The 20,052-nt window shown below is 73.6% G+C and carries 19 protein-coding genes and 1 pseudogene; 9 read left to right on the top strand and 11 right to left on the bottom strand.

The genetic code is table 11. The annotated features are described in order from the left end of the window. The first annotated feature begins 20 nt into the window (after nucleotides 1–20). Complete coding sequence (locus ACN261_RS15890; RefSeq protein WP_421486090.1) at nucleotides 21–899, top strand: LLM class flavin-dependent oxidoreductase; 879 nt, start codon at nucleotides 21–23, stop codon at nucleotides 897–899. Between the two features lie 247 nt (nucleotides 900–1,146). Here ACN261_RS15890 and ACN261_RS15885 read toward each other — a convergent pair whose 3' ends face one another. Further along, entirely contained in the window at nucleotides 1,147–1,362 is a 216-nt protein-coding gene (locus ACN261_RS15885; RefSeq protein ID WP_421486089.1) for a hypothetical protein, read from the bottom strand. A gap of 236 nt (nucleotides 1,363–1,598) precedes the next feature. On the opposite strand from ACN261_RS15885, the gene ACN261_RS15880 reads away from it, so the two are divergent. Further along, nucleotides 1,599–3,008, top strand: a complete 1,410-nt coding sequence (locus ACN261_RS15880) for an alpha/beta fold hydrolase (RefSeq protein WP_425850861.1) — start codon at nucleotides 1,599–1,601, stop codon at nucleotides 3,006–3,008. Between the two features lie 8 nt (nucleotides 3,009–3,016). Here the strand turns inward: ACN261_RS15880 and ACN261_RS15875 are convergent, their stop codons facing one another. Then, on the bottom strand, nucleotides 3,017–3,961 hold the full coding sequence (locus ACN261_RS15875; RefSeq protein WP_421486086.1) for an oxidoreductase: 945 nt from the start codon (nucleotides 3,959–3,961) through the stop codon (nucleotides 3,017–3,019). A 66-nt stretch (nucleotides 3,962–4,027) separates the two neighbouring features. Here ACN261_RS15875 and ACN261_RS15870 point away from each other — a divergent pair, with 66 nt between their 5' ends. Both ACN261_RS15870 and ACN261_RS15865 read left to right on the top strand, forming a co-directional pair. After that, the gene (locus tag ACN261_RS15870; protein WP_421486084.1) at nucleotides 4,028–4,612 is read left to right on the top strand and encodes a TetR/AcrR family transcriptional regulator; all 585 of its coding nucleotides are present in this window, start codon (nucleotides 4,028–4,030) and stop codon (nucleotides 4,610–4,612) included. A 40-nt stretch (nucleotides 4,613–4,652) separates the two neighbouring features. Next, nucleotides 4,653–5,522, top strand: a complete 870-nt coding sequence (locus ACN261_RS15865) for an alpha/beta fold hydrolase (RefSeq protein ID WP_425850859.1) — start codon at nucleotides 4,653–4,655, stop codon at nucleotides 5,520–5,522. Between the two features lie 142 nt (nucleotides 5,523–5,664). Here the strand turns inward: ACN261_RS15865 and ACN261_RS15860 are convergent, their stop codons facing one another. From ACN261_RS15860 to ACN261_RS15850, 3 genes are all read right to left on the bottom strand, one after another. After that, entirely contained in the window at nucleotides 5,665–6,666 is a 1,002-nt protein-coding gene (locus ACN261_RS15860) for a trypsin-like serine peptidase (protein ID WP_425850857.1), read from the bottom strand. Nucleotides 6,667–6,936: 270 nt separating this feature from the next. Next, nucleotides 6,937–8,031 carry a D-alanine--D-alanine ligase family protein gene (locus ACN261_RS15855; RefSeq protein WP_421486080.1) on the bottom strand — a complete coding sequence of 365 codons (1,095 nt, stop codon included), beginning with the start codon at nucleotides 8,029–8,031 and terminating at the stop codon, nucleotides 6,937–6,939. Between the two features lie 150 nt (nucleotides 8,032–8,181). Continuing rightward, nucleotides 8,182–8,412: a hypothetical protein gene (locus ACN261_RS15850; RefSeq protein WP_421487020.1), complete on the bottom strand. Its 231-nt coding sequence runs from the start codon at nucleotides 8,410–8,412 to the stop codon at nucleotides 8,182–8,184. A gap of 253 nt (nucleotides 8,413–8,665) precedes the next feature. On the opposite strand from ACN261_RS15850, the gene ACN261_RS15845 reads away from it, so the two are divergent. Together ACN261_RS15845 and ACN261_RS15840 are read left to right on the top strand one after the other, a co-directional pair. Continuing rightward, entirely contained in the window at nucleotides 8,666–9,511 is an 846-nt protein-coding gene (locus ACN261_RS15845; RefSeq protein ID WP_421486079.1) for a helix-turn-helix domain-containing protein, read from the top strand. 7 nt (nucleotides 9,512–9,518) lie between these two features. Further along, nucleotides 9,519–9,719, top strand: a complete 201-nt coding sequence (locus ACN261_RS15840; RefSeq protein WP_363652373.1) for a DUF397 domain-containing protein — start codon at nucleotides 9,519–9,521, stop codon at nucleotides 9,717–9,719. Nucleotides 9,720–9,784: 65 nt separating this feature from the next. Here the strand turns inward: ACN261_RS15840 and ACN261_RS15835 are convergent, their stop codons facing one another. The 5 genes from ACN261_RS15835 to ACN261_RS15815 all read right to left on the bottom strand — a co-directional run bounded on the left by ACN261_RS15835 (nucleotide 9,785) and on the right by ACN261_RS15815 (nucleotide 14,825). Then, nucleotides 9,785–10,840, bottom strand: a complete 1,056-nt coding sequence (locus tag ACN261_RS15835) for an ROK family protein (protein WP_425850854.1) — start codon at nucleotides 10,838–10,840, stop codon at nucleotides 9,785–9,787. 102 nt (nucleotides 10,841–10,942) lie between these two features. Further along, complete coding sequence (locus ACN261_RS15830) at nucleotides 10,943–11,734, bottom strand: putative protein N(5)-glutamine methyltransferase (protein WP_421486075.1); 792 nt, start codon at nucleotides 11,732–11,734, stop codon at nucleotides 10,943–10,945. Nucleotides 11,735–11,891: 157 nt separating this feature from the next. Continuing rightward, nucleotides 11,892–13,055, bottom strand: coding sequence for a cystathionine gamma-lyase (locus ACN261_RS15825; RefSeq protein WP_421486074.1), 1,164 nt, complete (start codon nucleotides 13,053–13,055; stop codon nucleotides 11,892–11,894). After that, the gene (locus ACN261_RS15820; RefSeq protein ID WP_425850851.1) at nucleotides 13,052–14,059 is read right to left on the bottom strand and encodes an NAD(P)H-dependent glycerol-3-phosphate dehydrogenase; all 1,008 of its coding nucleotides are present in this window, start codon (nucleotides 14,057–14,059) and stop codon (nucleotides 13,052–13,054) included. The genes ACN261_RS15825 and ACN261_RS15820 overlap by 4 nt, the downstream gene beginning before the upstream one ends. Nucleotides 14,060–14,099: 40 nt before the next feature. Beyond that, nucleotides 14,100–14,825 (bottom strand): lysophospholipid acyltransferase family protein, encoded by a 726-nt coding sequence (locus tag ACN261_RS15815; RefSeq protein WP_421486071.1) that lies wholly within the window; start codon nucleotides 14,823–14,825, stop codon nucleotides 14,100–14,102. A gap of 128 nt (nucleotides 14,826–14,953) precedes the next feature. On the opposite strand from ACN261_RS15815, the pseudogene cofC reads away from it, so the two are divergent. The 3 genes and pseudogenes from cofC to ACN261_RS15800 form a co-directional block, all read left to right on the top strand. Beyond that, a pseudogene (gene cofC / locus ACN261_RS15810) lies at nucleotides 14,954–15,604 on the top strand (2-phospho-L-lactate guanylyltransferase); the annotation flags it as partial. Nucleotides 15,605–15,892: 288 nt separating this feature from the next. After that, nucleotides 15,893–18,214, top strand: a complete 2,322-nt coding sequence (locus tag ACN261_RS15805) for an RNA degradosome polyphosphate kinase (protein WP_421486070.1) — start codon at nucleotides 15,893–15,895, stop codon at nucleotides 18,212–18,214. A gap of 49 nt (nucleotides 18,215–18,263) precedes the next feature. After that, nucleotides 18,264–19,148, top strand: a complete 885-nt coding sequence (locus ACN261_RS15800) for an NUDIX hydrolase (RefSeq protein ID WP_421486069.1) — start codon at nucleotides 18,264–18,266, stop codon at nucleotides 19,146–19,148. 55 nt (nucleotides 19,149–19,203) lie between these two features. On the opposite strand, the gene ACN261_RS15795 is transcribed toward ACN261_RS15800, so the two are convergent. Beyond that, nucleotides 19,204–19,947, bottom strand: coding sequence for an HU family DNA-binding protein (locus tag ACN261_RS15795; protein ID WP_425853608.1), 744 nt, complete (start codon nucleotides 19,945–19,947; stop codon nucleotides 19,204–19,206). Nucleotides 19,948–20,052: the final 105 nt, after the last annotated feature.

Below are 20,052 nucleotides of genomic sequence, written 5' to 3'. Positions count from 1 at the left end.
CGGATCAGGAAGGACGGCACATGCCGCACCCCACCTCCCTCCGCATCGGGATCATGACCGCACCGATGCAGGTCCACTACCACGACGTGCTGCGGGTCTGGCGCGAGGCGGACGACATCCCCGAGATCGCGCACGCCTGGCTCTTCGACCACCTGATGCCGATCGGCGGCGACCCCGACGGGCCGGCGTACGAGGGCTGGACGCTGCTCTCCGCCCTCGCCGCCCAGACCCGCCGGCTGCGCCTCGGCCTGCTCGTCACCAGCAACCGGTTCCGCCCCCCGGCGATGCTCGCCAAGATCGCCACGACCGTCGACATCGTCTCCGGCGGACGGCTCGACTTCGGCATCGGCGCCGGCTCCCGCCCCGGTCACCCGGCGGCCCGCCGCGAGTACACCGCCCACGGCCTGCCCTACCACGACTTCAGCCACTCGGTGCAGAGCCTCGCCGAGGCGTGCACGGTCATCAGGCGGCTGTGGACCGAGGACGCGCCGTTCGACTTCCACGGCGAGCACGTGCGGTTGACCGGGGCCTACGGTAATCCGAAGCCGGTGCAGCGGCCGTACCCGCCGATCGTCATCGGCGGACGCTCGTCGGCCCTGCTGCGGGTCGTCGCCGAGCACGCCGACGTGTGGAACGTCCCCGGCGGTGGGGACATCGGGGACGTGGCCGCCCGCAGCGCGCTGCTGGACCGCTACTGCGCCGAGATCGGCCGCGATCCCGCCTCGATCACCCGCTCGATCCACCTGCCGGTCTCCTACGACCGGCCGGCGGAGACCCGGGCCGCGATCCGCGCGGCGACCGCCGCCGGGTTCGGGCACGTGATCCTGGGGTTGACGCCGCCCTATCCCGTCGGCGTCGCCCGCTGGATCACCGACGAACTCATCACCCCGTCGGTCTAGCCGGGACGAGGCCTCCGGTTCCTGCGCATCCGGCTCAGCCAGCCCGGGCGTCCGTCCAGCACCGGCCCCCCGGAGGTGGCCCGGCCACGTCCGGGCCGGACCGACGTCAGCTCACGCAGACAGGGCCGGGTCGTTTGCGTCGATCGTCAGCTGCCAGAACACCACAGCCCCACCCTGACCGCGCGGCGTCCGACGTCCCGGGGCGCGACCGACGGCGGCCGGTCGCAGCGCTGACGTCGCCGCGCGGTCACCGGGTCGACGGCACCGCTCCCGACCGGCCGGCCCGTCCGGAGCGCTTGAGCAGCACCGCGCCCCCGGCGACGAGGACGACACCCAGGACCATCCCGACGACGTTGCCCTGGGTCAGCGAGGCCAGCGCACCCAGCACGCCCACCACGACCAGCAGCACACCGAGAACCCGCAGCAGCAGACCACCGACGGTCTTCATCTGTCCGTTCGCCATACCAACCCTGTTCCCCGCTCGCACCGTCCACAAACGACCAACGGGGGACCGCCCGGGCCGCCTACCGTGCGGTCGACGCCTCGGAGAGGAGTCCACCGCTGGATCACCGACGAGCCCGCTACCCCGTCGCGGTGGTCGGAACGCAACCTCAGGGACGAGATCCGGGTTCCTCCGCATACGGCTCGGGTGGGCCGGGGTCCAGGGTGGACGGGTAGCCACAACCTGGGAGGTCCGCCGTGTTCCGTCGTACCGTGACCGTCGTCGTCGCCGTGTCCACCGTCCTCGCCGGTCTCCCGGCGGTGGCCCAGGCGCGTCCCGGGCCACCGCCGGGCCTCGCCTGGGGTGAGTGTCCCGACGATCTGCCCGACGTGCCACCCGACCCGCGCGTGCGGTGCGCCCCGCTGCGCCTGCCGGTGGACTGGGCCAGCCCGGACGGGCGCACGTTCACGCTCGTCGTGGCCCGTCGGGCGGCCCGGGTGGCGGAGCAGCGGGTGGGCACGCTGGTGTTCGGTCCGGGCGGCCCCGGGGACTCGGGGGTGGAACGCATCCGCCGGGGGGACCGGTTCAGCGACGAGCTGCTGGACCGGTTCGACCTGGTCAGCTTCGATCCGCGTACGGTGGCCCGCAGCGCCGCCCCGGTCTGCACTCCCGACCCGGAGCTGCGCAGGCCGCCCGTCGTGCTGACCGGCCAGGCCGACTTCGACGCCACGGTGGCCTACAACCGGGCGCTGTGGCACCGGTGTCGCCCGACCAGCCCGGTGTTCACCCACGCCGACACGCTCAGCACGGTGCACGACCTGGAGGCGCTGCGGCGTGCGCTGGGTGAGCGGCGGTTGACCTTCCACGGCAGCTCGTACGGCACGCTGCTGGGCCAGCAGTACGCCGAACGGTATCCCGACCGGGTACGGGCCGTGGTGCTGGAGGGCGTGTTCGACCACAGCCTGGACGTGCGGTCCTTCGTCCGTACCCAGGCGGCGGCGCTCCAGGACGCCTTCGACGAATTCGTGACCTGGTGCGACAGCTCGCCCGGGTGCGTGCTGCACGGCCGGGACGTCCGGGCGGTCTGGGCTGCGGTGCTGGCCCGCGCCGACAACGACGGGTACGCCCCGCGCACCGCCTTCGACGTCACCGCCGTGGCCCTCGGGATGCTCGCCGGCCCCCGCTTCCCACAGCTGGCCGAGGCCGTCCGGGACATGGCCGCCGGCATGCCGCCGCCCGAGGTGAGACTCCCGGTGGCCGTGGCGGTCTTCTGCGCGGACTGGCCGGCCACCGTCCGCGACCACCACGGGTACGCGGCCCTGGTCCGGGCGGCCAGGGCCGTCGCACCGGACGTCCGCTACGGTGCCGGCCTGCTGGCCGTGCACACCTGTCTGGGCTGGCCGTCCCCGGTCCGGAATCCACCGCACGAGCTACGGGTGCGCACCCGCACGCCGCTGCTGCTGCTCAACGCCCGGCACGATCCCCGCACCGGCCACGCCTGGGCCACCCACGTCGCCCGACAGCTGGGCCGGCACGGACGCCTGGTCACCTACGAGGGCTCGGGCCACGGCACCTACCTGCGCAACGCGTGCACCGTCGCCGTGGTCGACAGGTACCTCGTCGACCTGACCCTGCCCGCCGCCGACGCCCGTTGCCCCGCCGGGTGAACGTCCCGTCAGCGACCCACCGGGGTCCGGCCCGTGCCGTCGGCGGTCACCTGACTCACGGGCTGGGCGGCCAGGGGGAAGGTGACGCCGGTCAGCTCCTCGGACACCGTCCACAACCGACGGGCGACGGCACCGTCGCGGGCGTTGCTGGAGCGACCGACGAGCTTCGGCGCGCCACGCCCTTCGAAAAGGCCGTCCGGCCCGGCGTAGCTGCCGCCCGGGATGTCGGCGACCGCCGCGTAGAGGGTGGGCGACGCGCCGTCGACGTCGCTCTGTGCGAACCGGTTGACCAAAGCCGTCTGGAGCCGGTTCCACCAGGAGCGGTCGCCGTCGAGGTGCCCGAGCAGGTTGGTGGCGGCCAGGCCGGGATGGGCGGCGGTCGCCAGCACCGGCGAGCCGACCTCGGTGAGCCGGCGGTGCAGTTCGGCGGTGAACAGCAGGTTCGCCAGCTTCGACTGGGCGTACGCGGGGAACGCCCGGTAGGGGCGGCGCTCCCAGTTCAGGTCGGCGAAGTCGATCTTTCCGGCCCGGTGCGCGGAGGAGGCGACGGTGACCACCCGCCCCCGGATCTGCGGCAGCAGCAGGTTGGTGAGCGCGAAGTGCCCGAGGTGGTTGGTGCCGAACTGGAGCTCGAACCCGTCGGCGGTACGGGTCGGCGGCGGGATCATCACGCCGGCGTTGTTGACCAGCAGGTCGATCGGCCCGGTCCAGCCCTCGGCGAACGCGCGGACGGAGGCGAGGTCGGCCAGGTCGAGCCGGCGCACCTCGACGTCGCCGGTCATGCCCGAGGCCGCGGCGGCGCCCCTGGCGGGGTCGCGGACGGCGAGCACGACCCGGGCGCCCCGGGCGGCGAGCGCCGTCGCGGCGACCCGGCCGATGCCGCTGTTCGCGCCGGTCACGATGACGGTACGGCCGGTCAGGGCGGGGATCTGGGCGGTCGTGAATGTTGTCATGGGAAACAATGTATACGGCGACAACAATGTCGGCAACGGCGACATTTTTCGGGCTACCATGACCCCGTGCCCGCGTACCACCACGGAAACCTGCGGTCGACGCTGCTCGCCGCCGCCGAGCGCAGCCTGCGCCAGCACGGCGCGGGCCAGCTCTCCCTGCGCGAACTGGCCCGGGAGGCGGGCGTCAGCCACGCCGCGCCGCGCCGGCACTTCGCCGACCGGCAGGCGCTGCTGGACGCCCTCGCCGAGGCCGGGTTCGCCCGGCTGCACGCCGAGCTGCGCGCCGCGCTCGCCGACGCGGGTGCGGACTTCGGGCCGCGCCTGCACGCCGTGGCCGCCGCCTACCTGCGGTTCGCCACCGAGGACGCCGCCCTGCTGGAGCTGATGTTCACCGGCAAGCACCGCGAGGGGGCCGAGCACCTCGTCGCGGCCGCCGCCGGCCCGTTCGGGCTCCTGCACGACCTGATCACCGAGGGACAGGCCCAGGGGGTGCTGGAACCCGGCCCGCCGGAGCACGCCGGCATCGTGCTGTTCGCCACGTTGCAGGGCATCGCCACGCTGGTCAACGGCAACCTGGTCGCACCCGGTCTGCTCGACGGGATCACCCGGACGGCGGTCGACCAGTTCATCCGGGGGTCACGCCGTCCCTGACCGCCGGACGGTGTCGGGGGCCGGTCGTAGGCTCAGCGCCATGACGAGGACGCACACGCTCACCCTGCCGGGAGTGGAACTGGTCTACGACGTCCGCGGCCCGCTCCCCCCGGCCGACGGGCGTCCCGCCCTGGTCATGATCGGCCAGCCGATGACGGCCGAGGGCTTCGACGCGCTCGCCGCCCAGTTCGCCGACCGCACGGTCGTCACCTACGACCCGCGCGGCCTGGGTCGCAGCGTCCGCACCGACGGCCAGTCCGACCACACGCCCCAGCAGCAGGCCGACGACCTGCACCACCTGATCGGGGCGCTCGACGCCGGCCCGGTCGACATGTTCGCCAGCAGCGGCGGGGCGGTGACCGCGCTCGCCCTGGTCGCGGCCCACCCCAACGACGTCGTCACGCTGGTGGCGCACGAGCCGCCCATCAACGCCGTGCTGCCCGACGCCGCCGCCGCCGAGCGCGCGCGGGCCGCCTTCCACGAGGCGTACCAGGCGAGGGGCGTCGGCGCGGGAATGGCCGCGTTCATCGTGATGACGTCGTGGCAGGGCGAGTTCACCGACGCCTACTTCGCCCAGCCCGAGCCCGATCCGGCGACGTTCGGCCTGCCGACCGGCGACGACGGCGGCCGTGACGACCCGCTGCTGTCCAAGAACTCGTGGCCGGTCACCGACTACCGCCCCGACGCGGCGGCACTCACCGCCGCACCGACCCGGATCGTCATCGCGGTCGGCGAGGAGTCGACCGGGACGTACACCGCCCGGACCGCCGTCGGCACCGCCCACCTGCTCGGCCAGGAGGCCACCGTGTTCCCCAGCCACCACGGCGGCTTCCTCGGCGGTCACGCCGGCTACGCCGGCAGGCCCCGGGAGTTCGCCGCGAAGCTCCGCGAGGTGCTGGCCACCCCCTGACCGACGCCCCCCGTTGGGCCGAAACAGCGGTGTCCGGGCCACGGAATACCGCTGCATCGACCCGACAGGCGCATTTCCCGGCGCCCGGAAACAGACCGGAGCCCCGGCCGACGGCCGGGGCTCCGGTGCGGGGAGGGTGGATTTACGCGGGAGAGCCGGCTTCGGCGTAGTCGTACAGGCTCTTGATGTCGTCGTCGTAGTAGGGGCCGTCGAATTGCCCGTTACCCGGATTGTCGCCGTGGCTAACGGTGCTGTTGATATAGCCGGCGCCGATCGAGTCGTTGTATTCCTGCAACCACGGCCCACCGCTGGAACCGTAGGTCATGTTGCAGTACATCCGGATCTGCTGGCCACCGGCGTCCCAGGTCGTGCTCTGGCAGTACTGCTGGCTCTCCCCGCCGCCGAGGTTGGACGGGTAGCCCAGGGCGGTGACCGCCACGGAGTAGCCCCAGTTCCAGCGCAGCCCGTTGCCCCCGACGGTGTCGACGACCTTGGCGTTGTAGGTGCCGCCGTTGGACATCACCGCGATGCCCATGTCCTCGGCGTAGCTCGACGAGCTGGCCCACGCGCCCCGGGTGGAGAGGCTGTAGGCCACGAAGGTGCCGAACGGCCGCACACCGTTGCGATACCGGGGGACGAACTGCCAGTTGGAGTACCACCCACCGCCGGCACCCTGGTGTACGCAGTGCCCGGCGGTCACCACGAGCCGCCGCTTGGCGCTGGCGACGGTGCTGGCCGAGCAGGAGGCGGTGCCGCCGCCGGGGACGGTGAAGTAGACCTTGCCCACGGTCACCGCCTCGTTCAGCATCGTCCGGGGGCCACCGGCGATGCTCGGGGCCACCGGAGCGACCGTGCCGGCCGGTCCGGTGGGCCGCGGCGCGCGGCTCGACGACGTGGCGGCCCGCGCCGACTTCGGGAAGTCCAGGTCCACGGCGGACGCCATACGTTCCGGGGTCCAGAAGTCGGCGACCTCCTTCGCGATCTTCTCATTGGTGATCGCCCGCCCGTCGAGGGTACGGGCGATCGCCGTGATGTTTCCTTTCCCGTCGGCCGTGGTCGAATTCGCCTCGGCTGCCGGCGCACCGGCCAGGATGAGGGTGAATGCCGCACCGGCACTCACCGACCAACGCAGAGCGGATTTCAAGAGGACCTCCTCTGCCCCTTGCACCTATCCGAACTCCGGCAGCATATTGAGACACGACTATTGATCACAATGACGGCCGATAATTGTCAGGAATCCGTGCCGCACCACCACGGACGCCATAACCGACGTCGATTTTTTTCAGCCCTGGGATATGCGACGCACCGCGTCGGCTCCCGGCGGGGGCAGTTCCCGGACGACCCGGGACACGCCTGTCGACGCCCCCCGGGCGGGGGCGTCGACGAGAGGGCGGACCGGCAGCCGGTGCGGCGGTCAGTGCCGGTGCAGCGCCGTGCGGATCAGCCGGTTGACCAGCTTGGGGTACTCCAGGCCGCTGGCCGCCCACATCCGGGGGAACATCGACGTCGGGGTGAACCCGGGCATCGTGTTGATCTCGTTGAGGTAGACGTCCAGGTCGGGGGTGACGAAGAAGTCGACCCGGGCCAGGCCGGAACAGTCCAGTGCGGTGAAGGCGCGGGTGGCGTACTCCTGGACCTGGTGGGTGACCCGGTCGGGCAGGACGGCGGGGACGTCGTACTCGCAGACCTCGTCGGCGTAGAGGTACTTGGCCTCGAAGTCGTACCACTCGCGGTCGCCGACCATCCGGACCTCGGCCAGCACGGACGCCTCGGGCGCTCCGCCGGCCTCACCCTCCAGCACGCCACACTCGATCTCCCGGCCGACGACCGCGGCCTCGACGAGCACCTTGGTGTCGATCTCCCGGGCGACGGCGACCGCGTCGTCGAGCCGCGCCCAGTCGTCGACCCGGGTGATGCCGAACGACGAGCCGGCCCGGGACGGCTTGACGAAGACCGGCAGGCCCAGCCGCTGCTTGTCGGCCTCGCTGAGGGTCATCCCGTTGCGCAGCACCGCGTACGGGCCGACCGGGATGCCCTCGGCGGCGCAGAGCTTCTTGGTGAACTCCTTGTCCATCGCGGCGGCGGAGGCGAAGACGTTCGCGCCGACGTACGGGACGTCGGCCATCTCCAGCATGCCCTGGATGGTGCCGTCCTCGCCGTACGCGCCGTGCAGCACCGGGAAGACCACGTCCACGTCGGCGAGCGCGCGGGGACCTTCGGTCGGGTCGAGCACCAGCAGGCCACCGGCGGTGGGGTCGGTCCGCAGCACCACCTCGGCCCCGGCCCCGACGGTGACCTCCGGGAGCCTGCGCGCCCGGATCGCCAACTCGCCCGGGTCCCCGCTGGTCAGCACCCACTGGCCCTGCCGGGTGATGCCGACCGGCACCACGTCGTACTCGTCGGGGTCGAGCGCGCCGAGCACGCTGCCCGCGCTGACGCAGGAGATGCCGTGCTCGGGGCTGCGCCCGCCGAACACGATCGCCACGCGGGTCTTGCCTGGGGTGGTCACTCGGGTCACCTCTCGGTACGCGACTGCGGAGCCGTCAGTTGCGCTCACCCGACTGACCTTACTGTGGGTTGCGGCGGACCGATGGTGATACCCGGCAGGAAGCGAGTGACCCTCGCAAACGGTCATCCGACCCGATACGGTACGTGACGATCAGGGTCGGTGGGGGTGGTTGCCGCGCCCCCGCCCGACCGCGATCACCTTCACCCGCTGCCGCCCGGCCCGGACCATGCCCAGGGCCATGAACGCCCCGGCTATCCGGTCGGCGGCCTCCCGGCTGCTGGCGCCGACCACCTGCCGCCGACGCTCGGGCCGGGCCCGCTCGTCGCGGGTGGACGTCTCCACCGGCCGGACGTCACTGAGCACCACCAGGAACCGCGTCATCGCCGTCACCAGACCCCTCACTGCTGGAAGTCCTTTCTTGACGCATGCGGCGGCGGCACGTGGCGATCGGGAACGGGGGAGTAAACCCGATCGCCACGCGCCTCATCCCCTCCGGTCACTCACCATCGCCGTCGCCACGACAACCGTTGGTGAGGACTCCGTTACAGATTGACAGGTGCACAGGCGTGAATGCAACTCTCATCGCCTCTTCTCTCATGCACGTCTTCCCATAGACCTGTGTCACCATCGATGCATGGCACCGAAGACCGCCCGTGCTCGCCGCCTCGGCATCGCCCTGCGCGCCCACCGGGAGGCGGCCGGCCTCACCCTGGAGGCCGCCGCCGACGAGATCAACAGCACCCGCAGCACGCTCAGCCGCTACGAGAACGCGCAGACGCTGGTCAGCCCGGCCACCGTCCGCGCGCTGCTCAGCCTCTACGGGGTCAGGCCGGACGAGATCGCCGCGGCGGTCCAACTGGCCAAGGACACCCGCAAGCCCGGCTGGTGGGTGCCCTACTCACACCTGCTCGACAAGCGCACCATCGACTTCATCGCGCTGGAGGCCGAGGCCACCGCGATCGCCAACTTCGAACCGTCCATCGTCCCGGGTCTGCTCCAGACCGCCGACTACATCCGGGGGGTGATGCGGGGCGGGCCGCACACCCTCACCGACGAGCAGGTCGAGCAGCGGGTCAAGCTCCGGCTGGACCGGCAACAGCGGATCACCGCCGCCGAACCGCCGATCTTCGACGCGATCATCGACGAGGGTGCGCTGCTGCGCCCGGTGGGCGACCGGACGGTGATGCATGCGCAGCTCAGCCACCTGCTCAAGACCTCGGAGCTGCCGAACGTCACCGTCCAGGTGATCCCGCTCGCCGCCGGATACCACCGGGGCACCCGGGGCTCGCTGCACATCCTGGAGTTCGCCGACCCGGAGGACCCGCTGATCGCCTCGGTGGAGACGGTAGCCGGTCAGATGGTCCTGGACCGGCCGGGCGACCTGCGTACCTGCACCAAGATCATGGAACACCTGCGGACCGTCGCGCTCAGCCCGGCCGACAGCCGCGACCAGCTCGTGCAACTGATGAAGGGACGGTAGGAGACCGATGACACCGACGATCGGCGGGGCCCTGTCCGGGGCCGCCTGGCGCAAGAGCAGCCACAGCGGGGACGAGGGTGCCTGCGTCGAGCTGGCGTCGCTGCCGGGCCGGGTCGCGATCCGCGACTCCAAGGACCCGGGCGGACCGGTGCTGCTCTTCCCGCCCGCCGCCTGGTCCGCCTTCGCCACCGCCCCGCCGCGCCGCTGACCACCCCGGCCCCGCCCCGCACCCGTTACGACGGGGTGCGGGGCGGGGCCGGGCGCGTCGGCGGGTCAGTCGACCCGGGCGTCGGCGGGTGGGGTCGCGGCGGGCCGGACCGCCTCGGCGGCGGCGATGGCCACCCCCCGCGCGCCGGCCATGTCCCGGTCCGGCACCAGCGCGAACGTCGCCAGGGCGGCCTGCTCCTCCCGCAGCACGGTGTGCGCGCGGACGGCGTCGAGGAACCAGTCCCGGAACTCCGGTGCCGCCTCCACCACCCCACCGCCGACGAAGTACGCGTGCGGATCGGTGAAGTTGGCCGCGATGGTGAACAACCGGCCGAGCGCCGCCGCCTGCTGGGCGAAGACCTCCCGGGCCAGCGCGTCGCCCCGCTCGGCGTACCCGCGCAGCAGGGTGGCGGCCCGCTCGGGCGGCTCCTGCGCCAGCGGGTGCCCCGGATACCGGGACAGCCAGTACGGCAACAGGTTGCGCCGGATCGCCGTCAGCGAGGCGACGCTCTCCGCGTCCCCGGTGAAACCGCAGGCGCAGCTCGGTTCGGGCTGGTCGGGGGCGAGCAGCCCGGCCAGCGGGATGTGCACGTGACCGAACTCGCCGGCCATCCCGGCCGCCCCGGTGACCACCCGGCCGTCGACCACCACCGCCCCGCCGAGACCGGTGCCGACGATCGCCGCCACCGACGACCGGGTCGCCGCGTCGGCTCCGAAGTGGACGTGGTGGGCGTAGAGCGCGGCGGCGTTGCCGTCATTGTGGTAGATCACCGGCAGCCCGAGCCGCCGCTCCAACGCGCCGCGTACGTCGAAGCCGTGCCAGGCCGGCTGGGCGAAGTTCGTCGAGCCCCGCGACGAGATGACGCCTGTCGCGCTGGCCGGGCCCGGGGTGTCCAACCCGACCGCCCGGACCAGCCCCCGGGGCACCCCGGTGTGGGCCAGCACCCCGTCGAACGCGCCGGCCAGCGCCTCGATGGCCGCCTGCGGGCCGGCGGTCACCTCGCTGGGGGTCTCCACCAGCCCGTCGACCAGGAACCGGCCGTCCAGGCACAGCACCGTGGCGTTGTTGCTGGTGCCACCGTTGTCGAGGCCGACCACCACCGGCACGTCCACGCTGACCATCCGCCACCTCCGACCGGGCCTGCTGCGAGGTTAGTTCCCGTTCCCACCGCCCGTCACGCCCCACGTGCGGCAATCCCGCCAGGCACCGGGCCGGCCGGCGGCTCACTCCGGCCGGCGGGCCAGGACGCCTGTCGCGTCCCACCGGTCGGCGTGCAGGACCCTCGGCAGCAGCCCCAGGCCGGTCATCGCCGCACAGAGCGCCCCGGCCTGCCCGGCGCTGACCTCCACCACCAGGTGCCCGCCGGGCCGCAGCCAGCCGACCGCACCGGCGGCGACCCGGCGCAGCACGGCCAACCCGTCGACGCCGCCGTCCAACGCCACCGCCGCCTCGTGCAGCCGGGCCTCCGCCGGCATCAGCGCCACCGCCGGGGTGGGCACGTACGGGGCGTTGGCGACCACCACGTCCAGCCGGCCCCGCCAGCGCGCCGGCAGCGGGTCGTACAGGTCGCCCTGCACGACGGTGACGTCCCGACCGGCCAGGTTGCGGCGGGCGCAGGCCACGGCGGCCGGGTCGACGTCGACGGCGGCGAGCCAGCGCGGGGCGAGCCGGTCGACGAGCGCGACGCTGATCGCCCCCGACCCGCAGCACAGGTCGACCAGCGCCGGGGCCGGCCCGGCCACCGACGCGGCGGCCTCCACCAGCAGCGCGGTCCGGGCCCGGGGAACGAACACCCCCGGGTCGACGGCGACCCGACGGCCGCAGAACTCGGCCCAGCCGAGCAGGTGTTCCAACGGTTCGCCGGCGATCCGCCGGTCGGTGAGGGCGGCGAGCGCCTGCGGCGAGTCGGCGGCGGCGGTGAGCAGCGCGGCCTCGTCCTCGGCGTAGACGCAGCCGGCGGCGCGCAGCCGGGCGACGAGAGCGGCGGGGTCGTGGGGAAACGGATCGGATGCCATGGTGATGCCTTCCGGGAGCGCACGTCGGCGCTCCCACCGTCGCTACCGCGGCGACGGGACTCCGTTGCCGCAGCGACGGGACTCGACGGGGAGCGCCGGTCCTGACGTCTGGTGGATCGGACTCACCTCCTCCGGTCGGGGCCCGGGTGGGCCGGCATCACGATAGCGGACCGGCCGCCCCCGCGCCGTCCAGTGCGGCGGTCACGTCGGCGACCAGGTCGGCGGTGTCCTCCACCCCGCAGGAGAGCCGGACGAACCCGGGGGCGGTGTCGTCGCCCCACTGCGCTCGCCGGTCGGCGCTGGTGTGCAGGCCGCCGAACGAGGTCGCGGCGGCGACCAGCCGGGACGCGGCGACGAACCGGGCCACCCGGTCGGCGTCGCCGAGGTCGAACGAGAGCACTCCCGGCATCCGGCGCAGCTGCCGCGACGCCACCGGGTACGCCGGGTCCTCCGGACGCCCCGGCCACCGCAGCCCGGTCACGTCGGGCCGGCCGGCGAGCAGCTCGACCAGCGCCGCCGCGTTGGCGGACTGCCGGGCCAGCCGCAGGTCCAGGGTGGCCAGCGAGCGGTGGGCCAGCCAGGCGTCGAACGCCCCGGGCACCGCGCCGGTGGTGGTGCGCCACCCGGTCACCGTCTCCAGCAGCTCCGCCGACCGGGCCGCTACGTAGCCGAGCAGCAGATCGGAGTGGCCGGTCAACGCCTTGGTGCCGGAGGCGACCACCAGGTCCGCACCGAGGTCCAGCGGACGCTGCCCCAGCGGGGTGGCGGTGGTGTTGTCCACCGCCACCAGCGCGCCGGCCGCGTGCGCCGCGTCGGCCACGGCGGCGATGTCGGCCACGTCCAGGCCCGGGTTCGCCGGGGTCTCCAGCAGCACCAGCCGTACGTCGTCGAACGACGGGTACGGCCCGGCGGTGGGCACGAAGCCGACCCGTACCCCCATCCCGGCGAGGGTGGCGGTGGCGAACGCCCGGACCGGGAAGTAGCCGTCGGCGGGCAGCAGCACGGTGTCGCCGGGGCGCAGCACGGCCAGCAGCAGCCCGGTGATGGCGGCCTGCCCGGAGGCGAAGACCCGGCAGTCGCCGCCCTCCAGCTCACCGATGGCCGCCTCCAGCAGCCGCCGGGTCGGATTGTCCGGGCGGCCGTAGCCGTTCGGTGTCGCGGCCGGCCCCTGCCACGGATCGAGGTGGTACGGCGCGGCGAAGACCGGACCGGGCAGGAACGGCTGCCCCGGCTCCGGCTCGGGCAGCCCGGCGTGCACGCACCGGGTGCCGTCGTGCCAGTGCGTCGCCGGGTCGACGGGGCCGGTCGGCGGGCCGCTCACTCGTACGACTCCGGCTTGGCGGTCCGGCTCATCAGGGTGTCCACCGCGAGCCTCGGGTCCATCCCCTCGTGGCAGATCCGCTCGATCTGCTCGGTGATCGGCATCTCCACCCCGTGCGCGCGGGCCAGGTCCCGGATGGCCAGGCAGCTCTTGACCCCCTCGGCGGTCTGCCGGGTGGCCGCCTGCGCCTGCTCCAGCGTCTCCCCCCGACCCAGGTGCTCGCCGAAGGTGCGGTTGCGGGCCAGCGGCGACGAGCAGGAGGCCACCAGGTCACCCATCCCGGCCAGACCGGCGAAGGTGATCGGGTCGGCCCCGAGCGCCACCCCGAGCCGGGCGGTCTCGGCCAGCCCCCGGGTCATCAGCATGGCCCGGGTGTTGTCGCCGAACCCCATCGCGGTGGCGATCCCGTACGACAGGGCGATCACGTTCTTGACCGCCCCGCCCAGCTCGCAGCCGATCACGTCGTCGTTGGTGTACGGCCGGAAGTACGGGGTGCGGATCGACTGCTGCACCAGCTCGGTGCGGCGGGCGTCGGTGCCGGCGACCACCGTCGCGGCCGGCTGCTCGACGGCGATCTCGGGGGCCAGGTTGGGGCCGGAGACCACCACCACCCGGTCCGGGGTGACCCGGGCGGTCTCCACGATCACCTCGCTCATCCGCCGGGTGGTACCCAGCTCGATCCCCTTCATCAGGGAGACGAGGGTGGCGTCCGGGGCGAGGTGGCCGGCCCACTCGGCGAGGTTGCCGCGCAGCGTCTGCGACGGCACCGACAGCACCACCAGCTCCGCGCCGGAGATCGCCTTGGCCGCGTCGGCGGTCGCGGTGACCCGGTCGGGCAGCCGCAGCTCCGGCAGGTAGTCGGGGTTACGCCGGTGGCTGCGGATCGCCTCGACGACCTGCTCCCGCCGGGCGAGGATGGTCACCTCCCGACCGGCGTCGGCGAGGATCTTGGCGAACGCCGTCCCCCAGGAACCGGCCCCCAGCACCGCCACGTGCCCGCTCACGCCACCCCTGCCCCTGCGTCGCGCCGGTCGATCCACTCGCTCATTCGGTCCCCTCGGGAGTACGCGGACGGACGGGACGTTCCCACAGCGGCGGCGGTGTGTCACCCCGGACCCCGGCGAGCAGGTCCCGCAGGGTCAGCATGATCTGGTCGGTCATCTCCTCCAGCACCACCCGGCTGGGGGTGGCCCCCGCCCAGCGACCGAGGTCGACCGGCGGGCCGGCCAGCACCGTCACCGGGGTCCGGGGCCGCAGGCCCACCCGGCTGGTCCGCGGGTCGAAGAGCCGTTCCGGCCCCCACATCACCACCGGGACCACCGGCGCGCCGGTGGCCAGGGCCAGCCGGGCCGCCCCGGTCTTGCCCCTCATCGGCCACAGGTCCGGCTCCCGGGTGATGGTGCCCTCCGGATAGATCACCACCGCGCCTCCGGCGTCCAGCGCGGCGACCAGCCGGTCGAGCGACTTGACCGCGGTGGCGGTCTCCCGTTCCACCGGGATCTGCCGGCAGCGGTGCAGGATGTAGCCGACCACCGGCACCCGGAACACGCTGGCCTTGCCGAGGAACTGCGGCCACCGCCCGGCCTCGTAGATGAAGTGGGCGCAGACCAGCGGGTCGGCGTGCGAGATGTGGTTGGGCACGATGATGACGCCCCCGGGGCGGCGCAGCTGTTCGATCCCGTGCCAGGTGCGCCGGGTCCAGGCCAGCATCACGGGCTTGACCAGCGCCACGGCGAACCGTCGCCAGAAACCCAGCCTGCGCCGTGCCACCGTGCCTCCTCGTCACCCCACCCGCGTGCCGCACCCCCACCGTTGCGTGCCCGCAGCGGAAATCATGCCTGCTCGTCCCGGGTACGGCCAGTGCGGGTACCGCCGCCGTCGCTGGCAGGATTGTCGACGTGGGCCAGGCGAGGTGGGTGGCGGTGGTGCCGGTGAAGCGGCTCCACGCGGCGAAGAGCCGGTTGCGGGGGGCGCTGCCGGCCGTACCGCACGAGGAGCTGGCGCTGGCGCTGGCGGCCGACACGGTCGGCGCGGTGCTGGCCTGCCCGGCGGTGGCCGAGGTGCTGGTGGTCACCGCCGACCCGCGGGTGGCCGCGACGGTCGGCGCGGCCGGCGCGCGGGTGGTGCCGGACCACCCGGACGCCGGGTTGAACGCCGCCCTGCGCCACGGCGTGCAGGCGGCGGCCGACGACGGCCGGAGCTGGCTGGCCGCCCTCACCGCCGACCTGCCGGCGCTGCGCCCGGCCGAACTGGCCGCCGCACTGCACGCGGTCGGCACCGGCCCGACGGGGGTACGCCGGTTCGTGGCCGACGCCCCCGGTACCGGGACCGTGCTGCTCACCACGCCTCCCGGGGTGCCGCTCGCGCCCCGGTTCGGGGTCGGCTCGGCGGCGGCGCACCTGGCCTCCGGGGCGGTGCCGCTGCCCGGTGTCTGGCCGAGCCTGCGCCGCGACGTGGACACCGCCGCCGACCTGGCCGACGCGGCCCGGCTCGGTCTCGGCCCGGCGACCGGCGCGCTCACCGGTGTCGGCCCGGCGGCCCCCGGCCGGCGGCCCCGCGCCGACCGGCCGGTGTACGGTGCTGGCATGCAGGGCACCGTGGCGACCTTCGACGCGCAGAGCCGCACCGGCGTGCTGCTGCTCGACGACGGCACCGAGCTGCCCTTCCCGGCCCGCGCCTTCGACGCCTCCGGGCTGCGGCTGCTCCGCCTCGGCCAGCGGTTGACGGTGCACACCGATCCGGACGGCGGGGTCGTCCGGGTGACGTTGCCGACGATGGTCTGAACAACGCGGCCCAAGTTCATTTTGCGTTAACCGTAATCGGGTGATTATGAGCGGGTGAGCACCCCTCGCGAGCACCCCACCAGCCCGTCCGCCGCCACCGACCCGACCCGCAACGGCACCCGCCGTCGCAGCGGTTCCCGCACCCGCCGCGCCCCGGAGGAGGTCTCCGCCACGGCCCCCGACTCCCCCGGCGCCAGTGCCGCCGGGGCCTCCGCCGGCCTGGACGAGGTGCTCGACACCGACGACCGCCCCGCCGCCGACGTCCCGGCCGCCGGCGAGGGGTCGACGGGCGACGGGCAGCCCGCCGTCGCGCCGCTGCCGGCGGACCGGTTCCTCAACCGGGAGCTGTCCTGGCTCGACTTCAACGGCCGGGTGCTGGCCCTGGCCGAGGACCCGCGCACGCCGCTGCTGGAACGGGCCAAGTTCCTGGCCATCTTCGCCAGCAACCTCGACGAGTTCTACATGGTGCGGGTGGCCGGGCTCAAGCGCCGGCTCTCCGCCGGCCTGCCGGTACGCGGCGGGGACCGGCTGCCGCTGCGCACCCAGCTGGAGCGGATCACCGAGTGCGCCGCCGGGCTGGTCGCCCGGCAGGCCGCCTGCTTCGTCGACGACCTGCTGCCGCAGCTCGCCCGGGAGGACATCCGGATCATCCGCTGGGCGGAGCTGGACGACCCGGAGCGGGAGCGGCTGCGCACCTACTTCCGGGAACACATCTTCCCGGTGCTCACCCCGCTCGCGGTGGACCCGGCGCACCCGTTCCCGTACATCTCCGGGCGGTCGCTGAACCTGGCCGTGGCGGTCCGGGACCCCGACGGCGGGTCGGAGCTGTTCGCCCGGGTCAAGGTGCCCAACAACGTGCCCCGCTTCGTCCGGGTGGGCCGGGACCAGCCGGGGCTGCGGATGCTGCCCGTGGAGGACCTCATCTCGGTGCACCTGGGGCAGCTCTTCTCCGGCATGCAGGTGGTCGAGTGCCACCTGTTCCGGGTCACCCGCAACGCCGAGGTGGAGGTCGACGAGGACCGCGACGAGGACCTGCTCCAGGCCCTCGAACGGGAGCTGGCCCGGCGGCGGTTCGGCCCGCCGGTCCGGCTGGAGGTCGCCGCCTCCATCTCCGACCACATGCTGGAGCTGCTCGTCCGCGAGCTGGACATGGACGACCACGACGTACTGCGGGTGCCCGGTCTGCTGGACCTGTCGGCACTGTGGCAGCTCTACGGCGAGGCGGACCGCCCCGACCTGAAGGACAAGCCGTTCGTGCCGGCCACCCACCCCCGGCTGGCCGAGGGCGAGGTGCCGCGCAGTGTCTTCGCCACCCTGCGCGACGGCGACGTGCTGGTGCACCACCCGTACCACTCGTTCGCCACCAGCGTGCAGCGCTTCGTCGAGCAGGCCGCCGCCGACCCGGACGTGCTGGCCATCAAGCAGACCCTCTACCGCACCAGCGGGGACTCCCCGATCGTCGACGCGCTGGTCGACGCCGCCGCCGCCGGCAAGCAGGTGGTGGTGCTGGTGGAGCTGAAGGCGCGCTTCGACGAGGTGGCGAACATCGGCTGGGCGCGCACCCTGGAACGGGCCGGCTGCCACGTCGTGTACGGCCTGGTCGGGCTCAAGACGCACTGCAAGACCGCCCTGGTGGTACGCCAGGAGGGCAACCAGATCCGCCGGTACTGCCACATCGGCACCGGCAACTACCACCCCAAGACCGCCCGGCTGTACGAGGACTTCGGCGTGCTCACCGCCGACCCGGAGATCGGCGCGGACCTGACCGACCTGTTCAACGTGCTCACCGGCTACAGCCGGCAGACCGCGTACCGGCGGCTGCTGGTGGCCCCGCAGGGCATCCGCAGCGGCCTGGTGGAGCGGATCGAGCGGGAGATCGCACACGTCCGGCTGGGCATGCCGGGGCTGGTGCAGTTCAAGGTGAACTCGCTGGTCGACGAGGAGATCACCGACGCGCTCTACCGGGCGTCGCAGGCCGGGGTGCACGTGGACCTGCTGATCCGGGGCATGTGCACGCTGCGGCCGGGGGTGCCGGGGCTGTCGGAGAACATCCGGGTCCGCTCGATCCTCGGCCGGTTCCTGGAACACTCGCGGATCTTCCGGTTCGGCAACAACGGCGACGCCGAGTTCTGGATGGGGTCGGCCGACCTGATGCACCGCAACCTCGACCGCCGGGTGGAGGCGCTGGTGCAGGTCAGCGACCCGGTCGCCCGCGCCGAGCTGGACCAGGTGATGACCACCGCGATGAGCCCGGACGTGGACGCGTTCGAGCTGGCCGCCGACGGCAGCTGGAGCCGGCGGACCGGCACCCCCGAGGAGCCGCTGCACGACCTGCAGGAGCTGCTGCTGCGCCGGGTGGGCGGTTCCGACGGCTGAGCCGGGCGGCCGGCCGGTACGGGGGATCGCCCGGACGTAGGGTGATCGGATGGTGGACGAGGAGCCGGTCGGCATCCGGGCGGCCGGTGGGGTGGCGTGGCGGCCGACCGACGACGGCGGGGTCGAGGTCTGTCTCGTGCACCGGCCCCGCTACGGCGACTGGTCGCTGCCCAAGGGCAAGCTGGAACGGGGCGAGCATCCGCTGCTGGCCGCCGTCCGGGAGGTGGCCGAGGAGTCCGACGTACAAGCGGTGCCGCAGGTCCGGCTGCCCAGCGTGCGGTACCGCAGCGAGGGCCGTCCCAAGCTTGTCGACTACTGGTCGATGCGGGCCGTGGGCACCGGCGGGTTCCAGCCGGGCACCGAGGTCGACGACGTGTGCTGGCTCGACGTCGACGCGGCGGTCGCCCGGGTGAGCTACCCGCACGACGCGCAGGTGCTGGCCGCGTTCGCCGCCCTGCCCCGGGTCACCGGCACGGTGGCGCTGGTGCGGCACGCGCACGCCGGCAGGCGGGCCACCTGGTCGGGGCCGGACACCGGCCGCCCGTTGGACGCCGAGGGGGTCACCCAGGCGCACGCGTTGGCCCCGCTGGTCGCCCTGGTCCGGCCGGTACGCCTGTTGTCGGCCTCGCCCCGCCGGTGCGTACAGACCCTCGGGCCGGCGGCCGCCGCGCTGGACCTGCCGATCGAGGTGTGCGGCGACTTCGACGAGCCGCAGCCGGGCCAGCAGGTCGACGAGTGCGCGTTGGCCGCCGCCGGCCGGCTGGTCGAGCTGGCCGCCACCGGGCAGCCGGTCGGGGTGTGCAGCCAGGGCAAGGTGATCCCGGGCGCGTTGGCCCGACTGGCGGGACGCGACGACGACTTCGGCACCGCCAAGGGCCGCGGCTGGCTGCTCGCGTTCACCGCCGACGGGCTGCTCGCCGCCGACCGGTTCTGAACACGCGGACGGGCGTCCACCGTGCTGGTGGACGCCCGTCGGGTCGTACCCGGTGTCAGCGCTTGGCTGCGGCCTTGCGGGCCGGCGCCTTCTTGGCCGGTGCCTTCTTCGCGGCGGTCGCCTTGGCGGCCGTGCTCTTGGCCGCGGTGGCCTTCTTGGCCGCCGGGGTGCGGGCGGTGGTCGACTTGGTCGCCGTGGCGGTCTTCTTGGCCGGCGTGGCCTTCTTGGTGGCCGCCTTGGTCGCGGCGGTGGCCTTGGTGGCGCTCGCCGTGGTGGTCTTGCGGGCCGCGGTCGCCGTCGTCTTCTTGGCGGCGGTCGCCTTCGCCCCGGTGGCCTTGGTGCCGGTCGCCTTCGTCCCGGTGGCCTTGGCTGCGGTCGCCTTGGCGCCGGTCGCCTTCGCGCCCGTGGCCTTGGTCCCGGTCGCCTTCGCGGTGGTGGCCTTCGCCCCTGTCGCCTTGGCGCCGGTGGCCTTGGCGGCCGCAGTGCTGGTGGTCTTCTTCGCCGGAGCGGCGGTCTTCGGCACCTTGCCGGTGGCCACCATCTCCTTGAAACCGGCGCCCGGCTTGAAGGCCGGGACGGATGTCTTCTTGACCTTCACCGCCTCACCGGTACGCGGGTTGCGCGCTGTTCGCGCCGCCCGGACACGCTTTTCGAACGATCCGAATCCGGTGATCGCCACTTTGTCGCCCTTGGTGACCGCCGCCTGGACCTCGGCGAGGACCGCGTCGAGCGCCGCCGTCGCCGACTTCCGGTCCCCCAGGCGAGCGGCGAGCGCCTCGATGAGCTCGGCCTTGTTCACGACTTCCTCCCGATTGTGCAACTGACTCGACGCGAGCCATTCTGCGCGCACCGTATGCCCTGTGCTGCCTGGACACAAACATTCGGTGGAAAAAAGCCCTTGTGT

The organism is Micromonospora sp. WMMD723, assembly GCF_049863385.1.
Taxonomy (GTDB): domain Bacteria; phylum Actinomycetota; class Actinomycetes; order Mycobacteriales; family Micromonosporaceae; genus Micromonospora; species Micromonospora wenchangensis.
The sequence above is the reverse complement of the archived record's forward strand: the minus strand, read 5'-3'. Positions and strand labels throughout refer to the sequence as shown.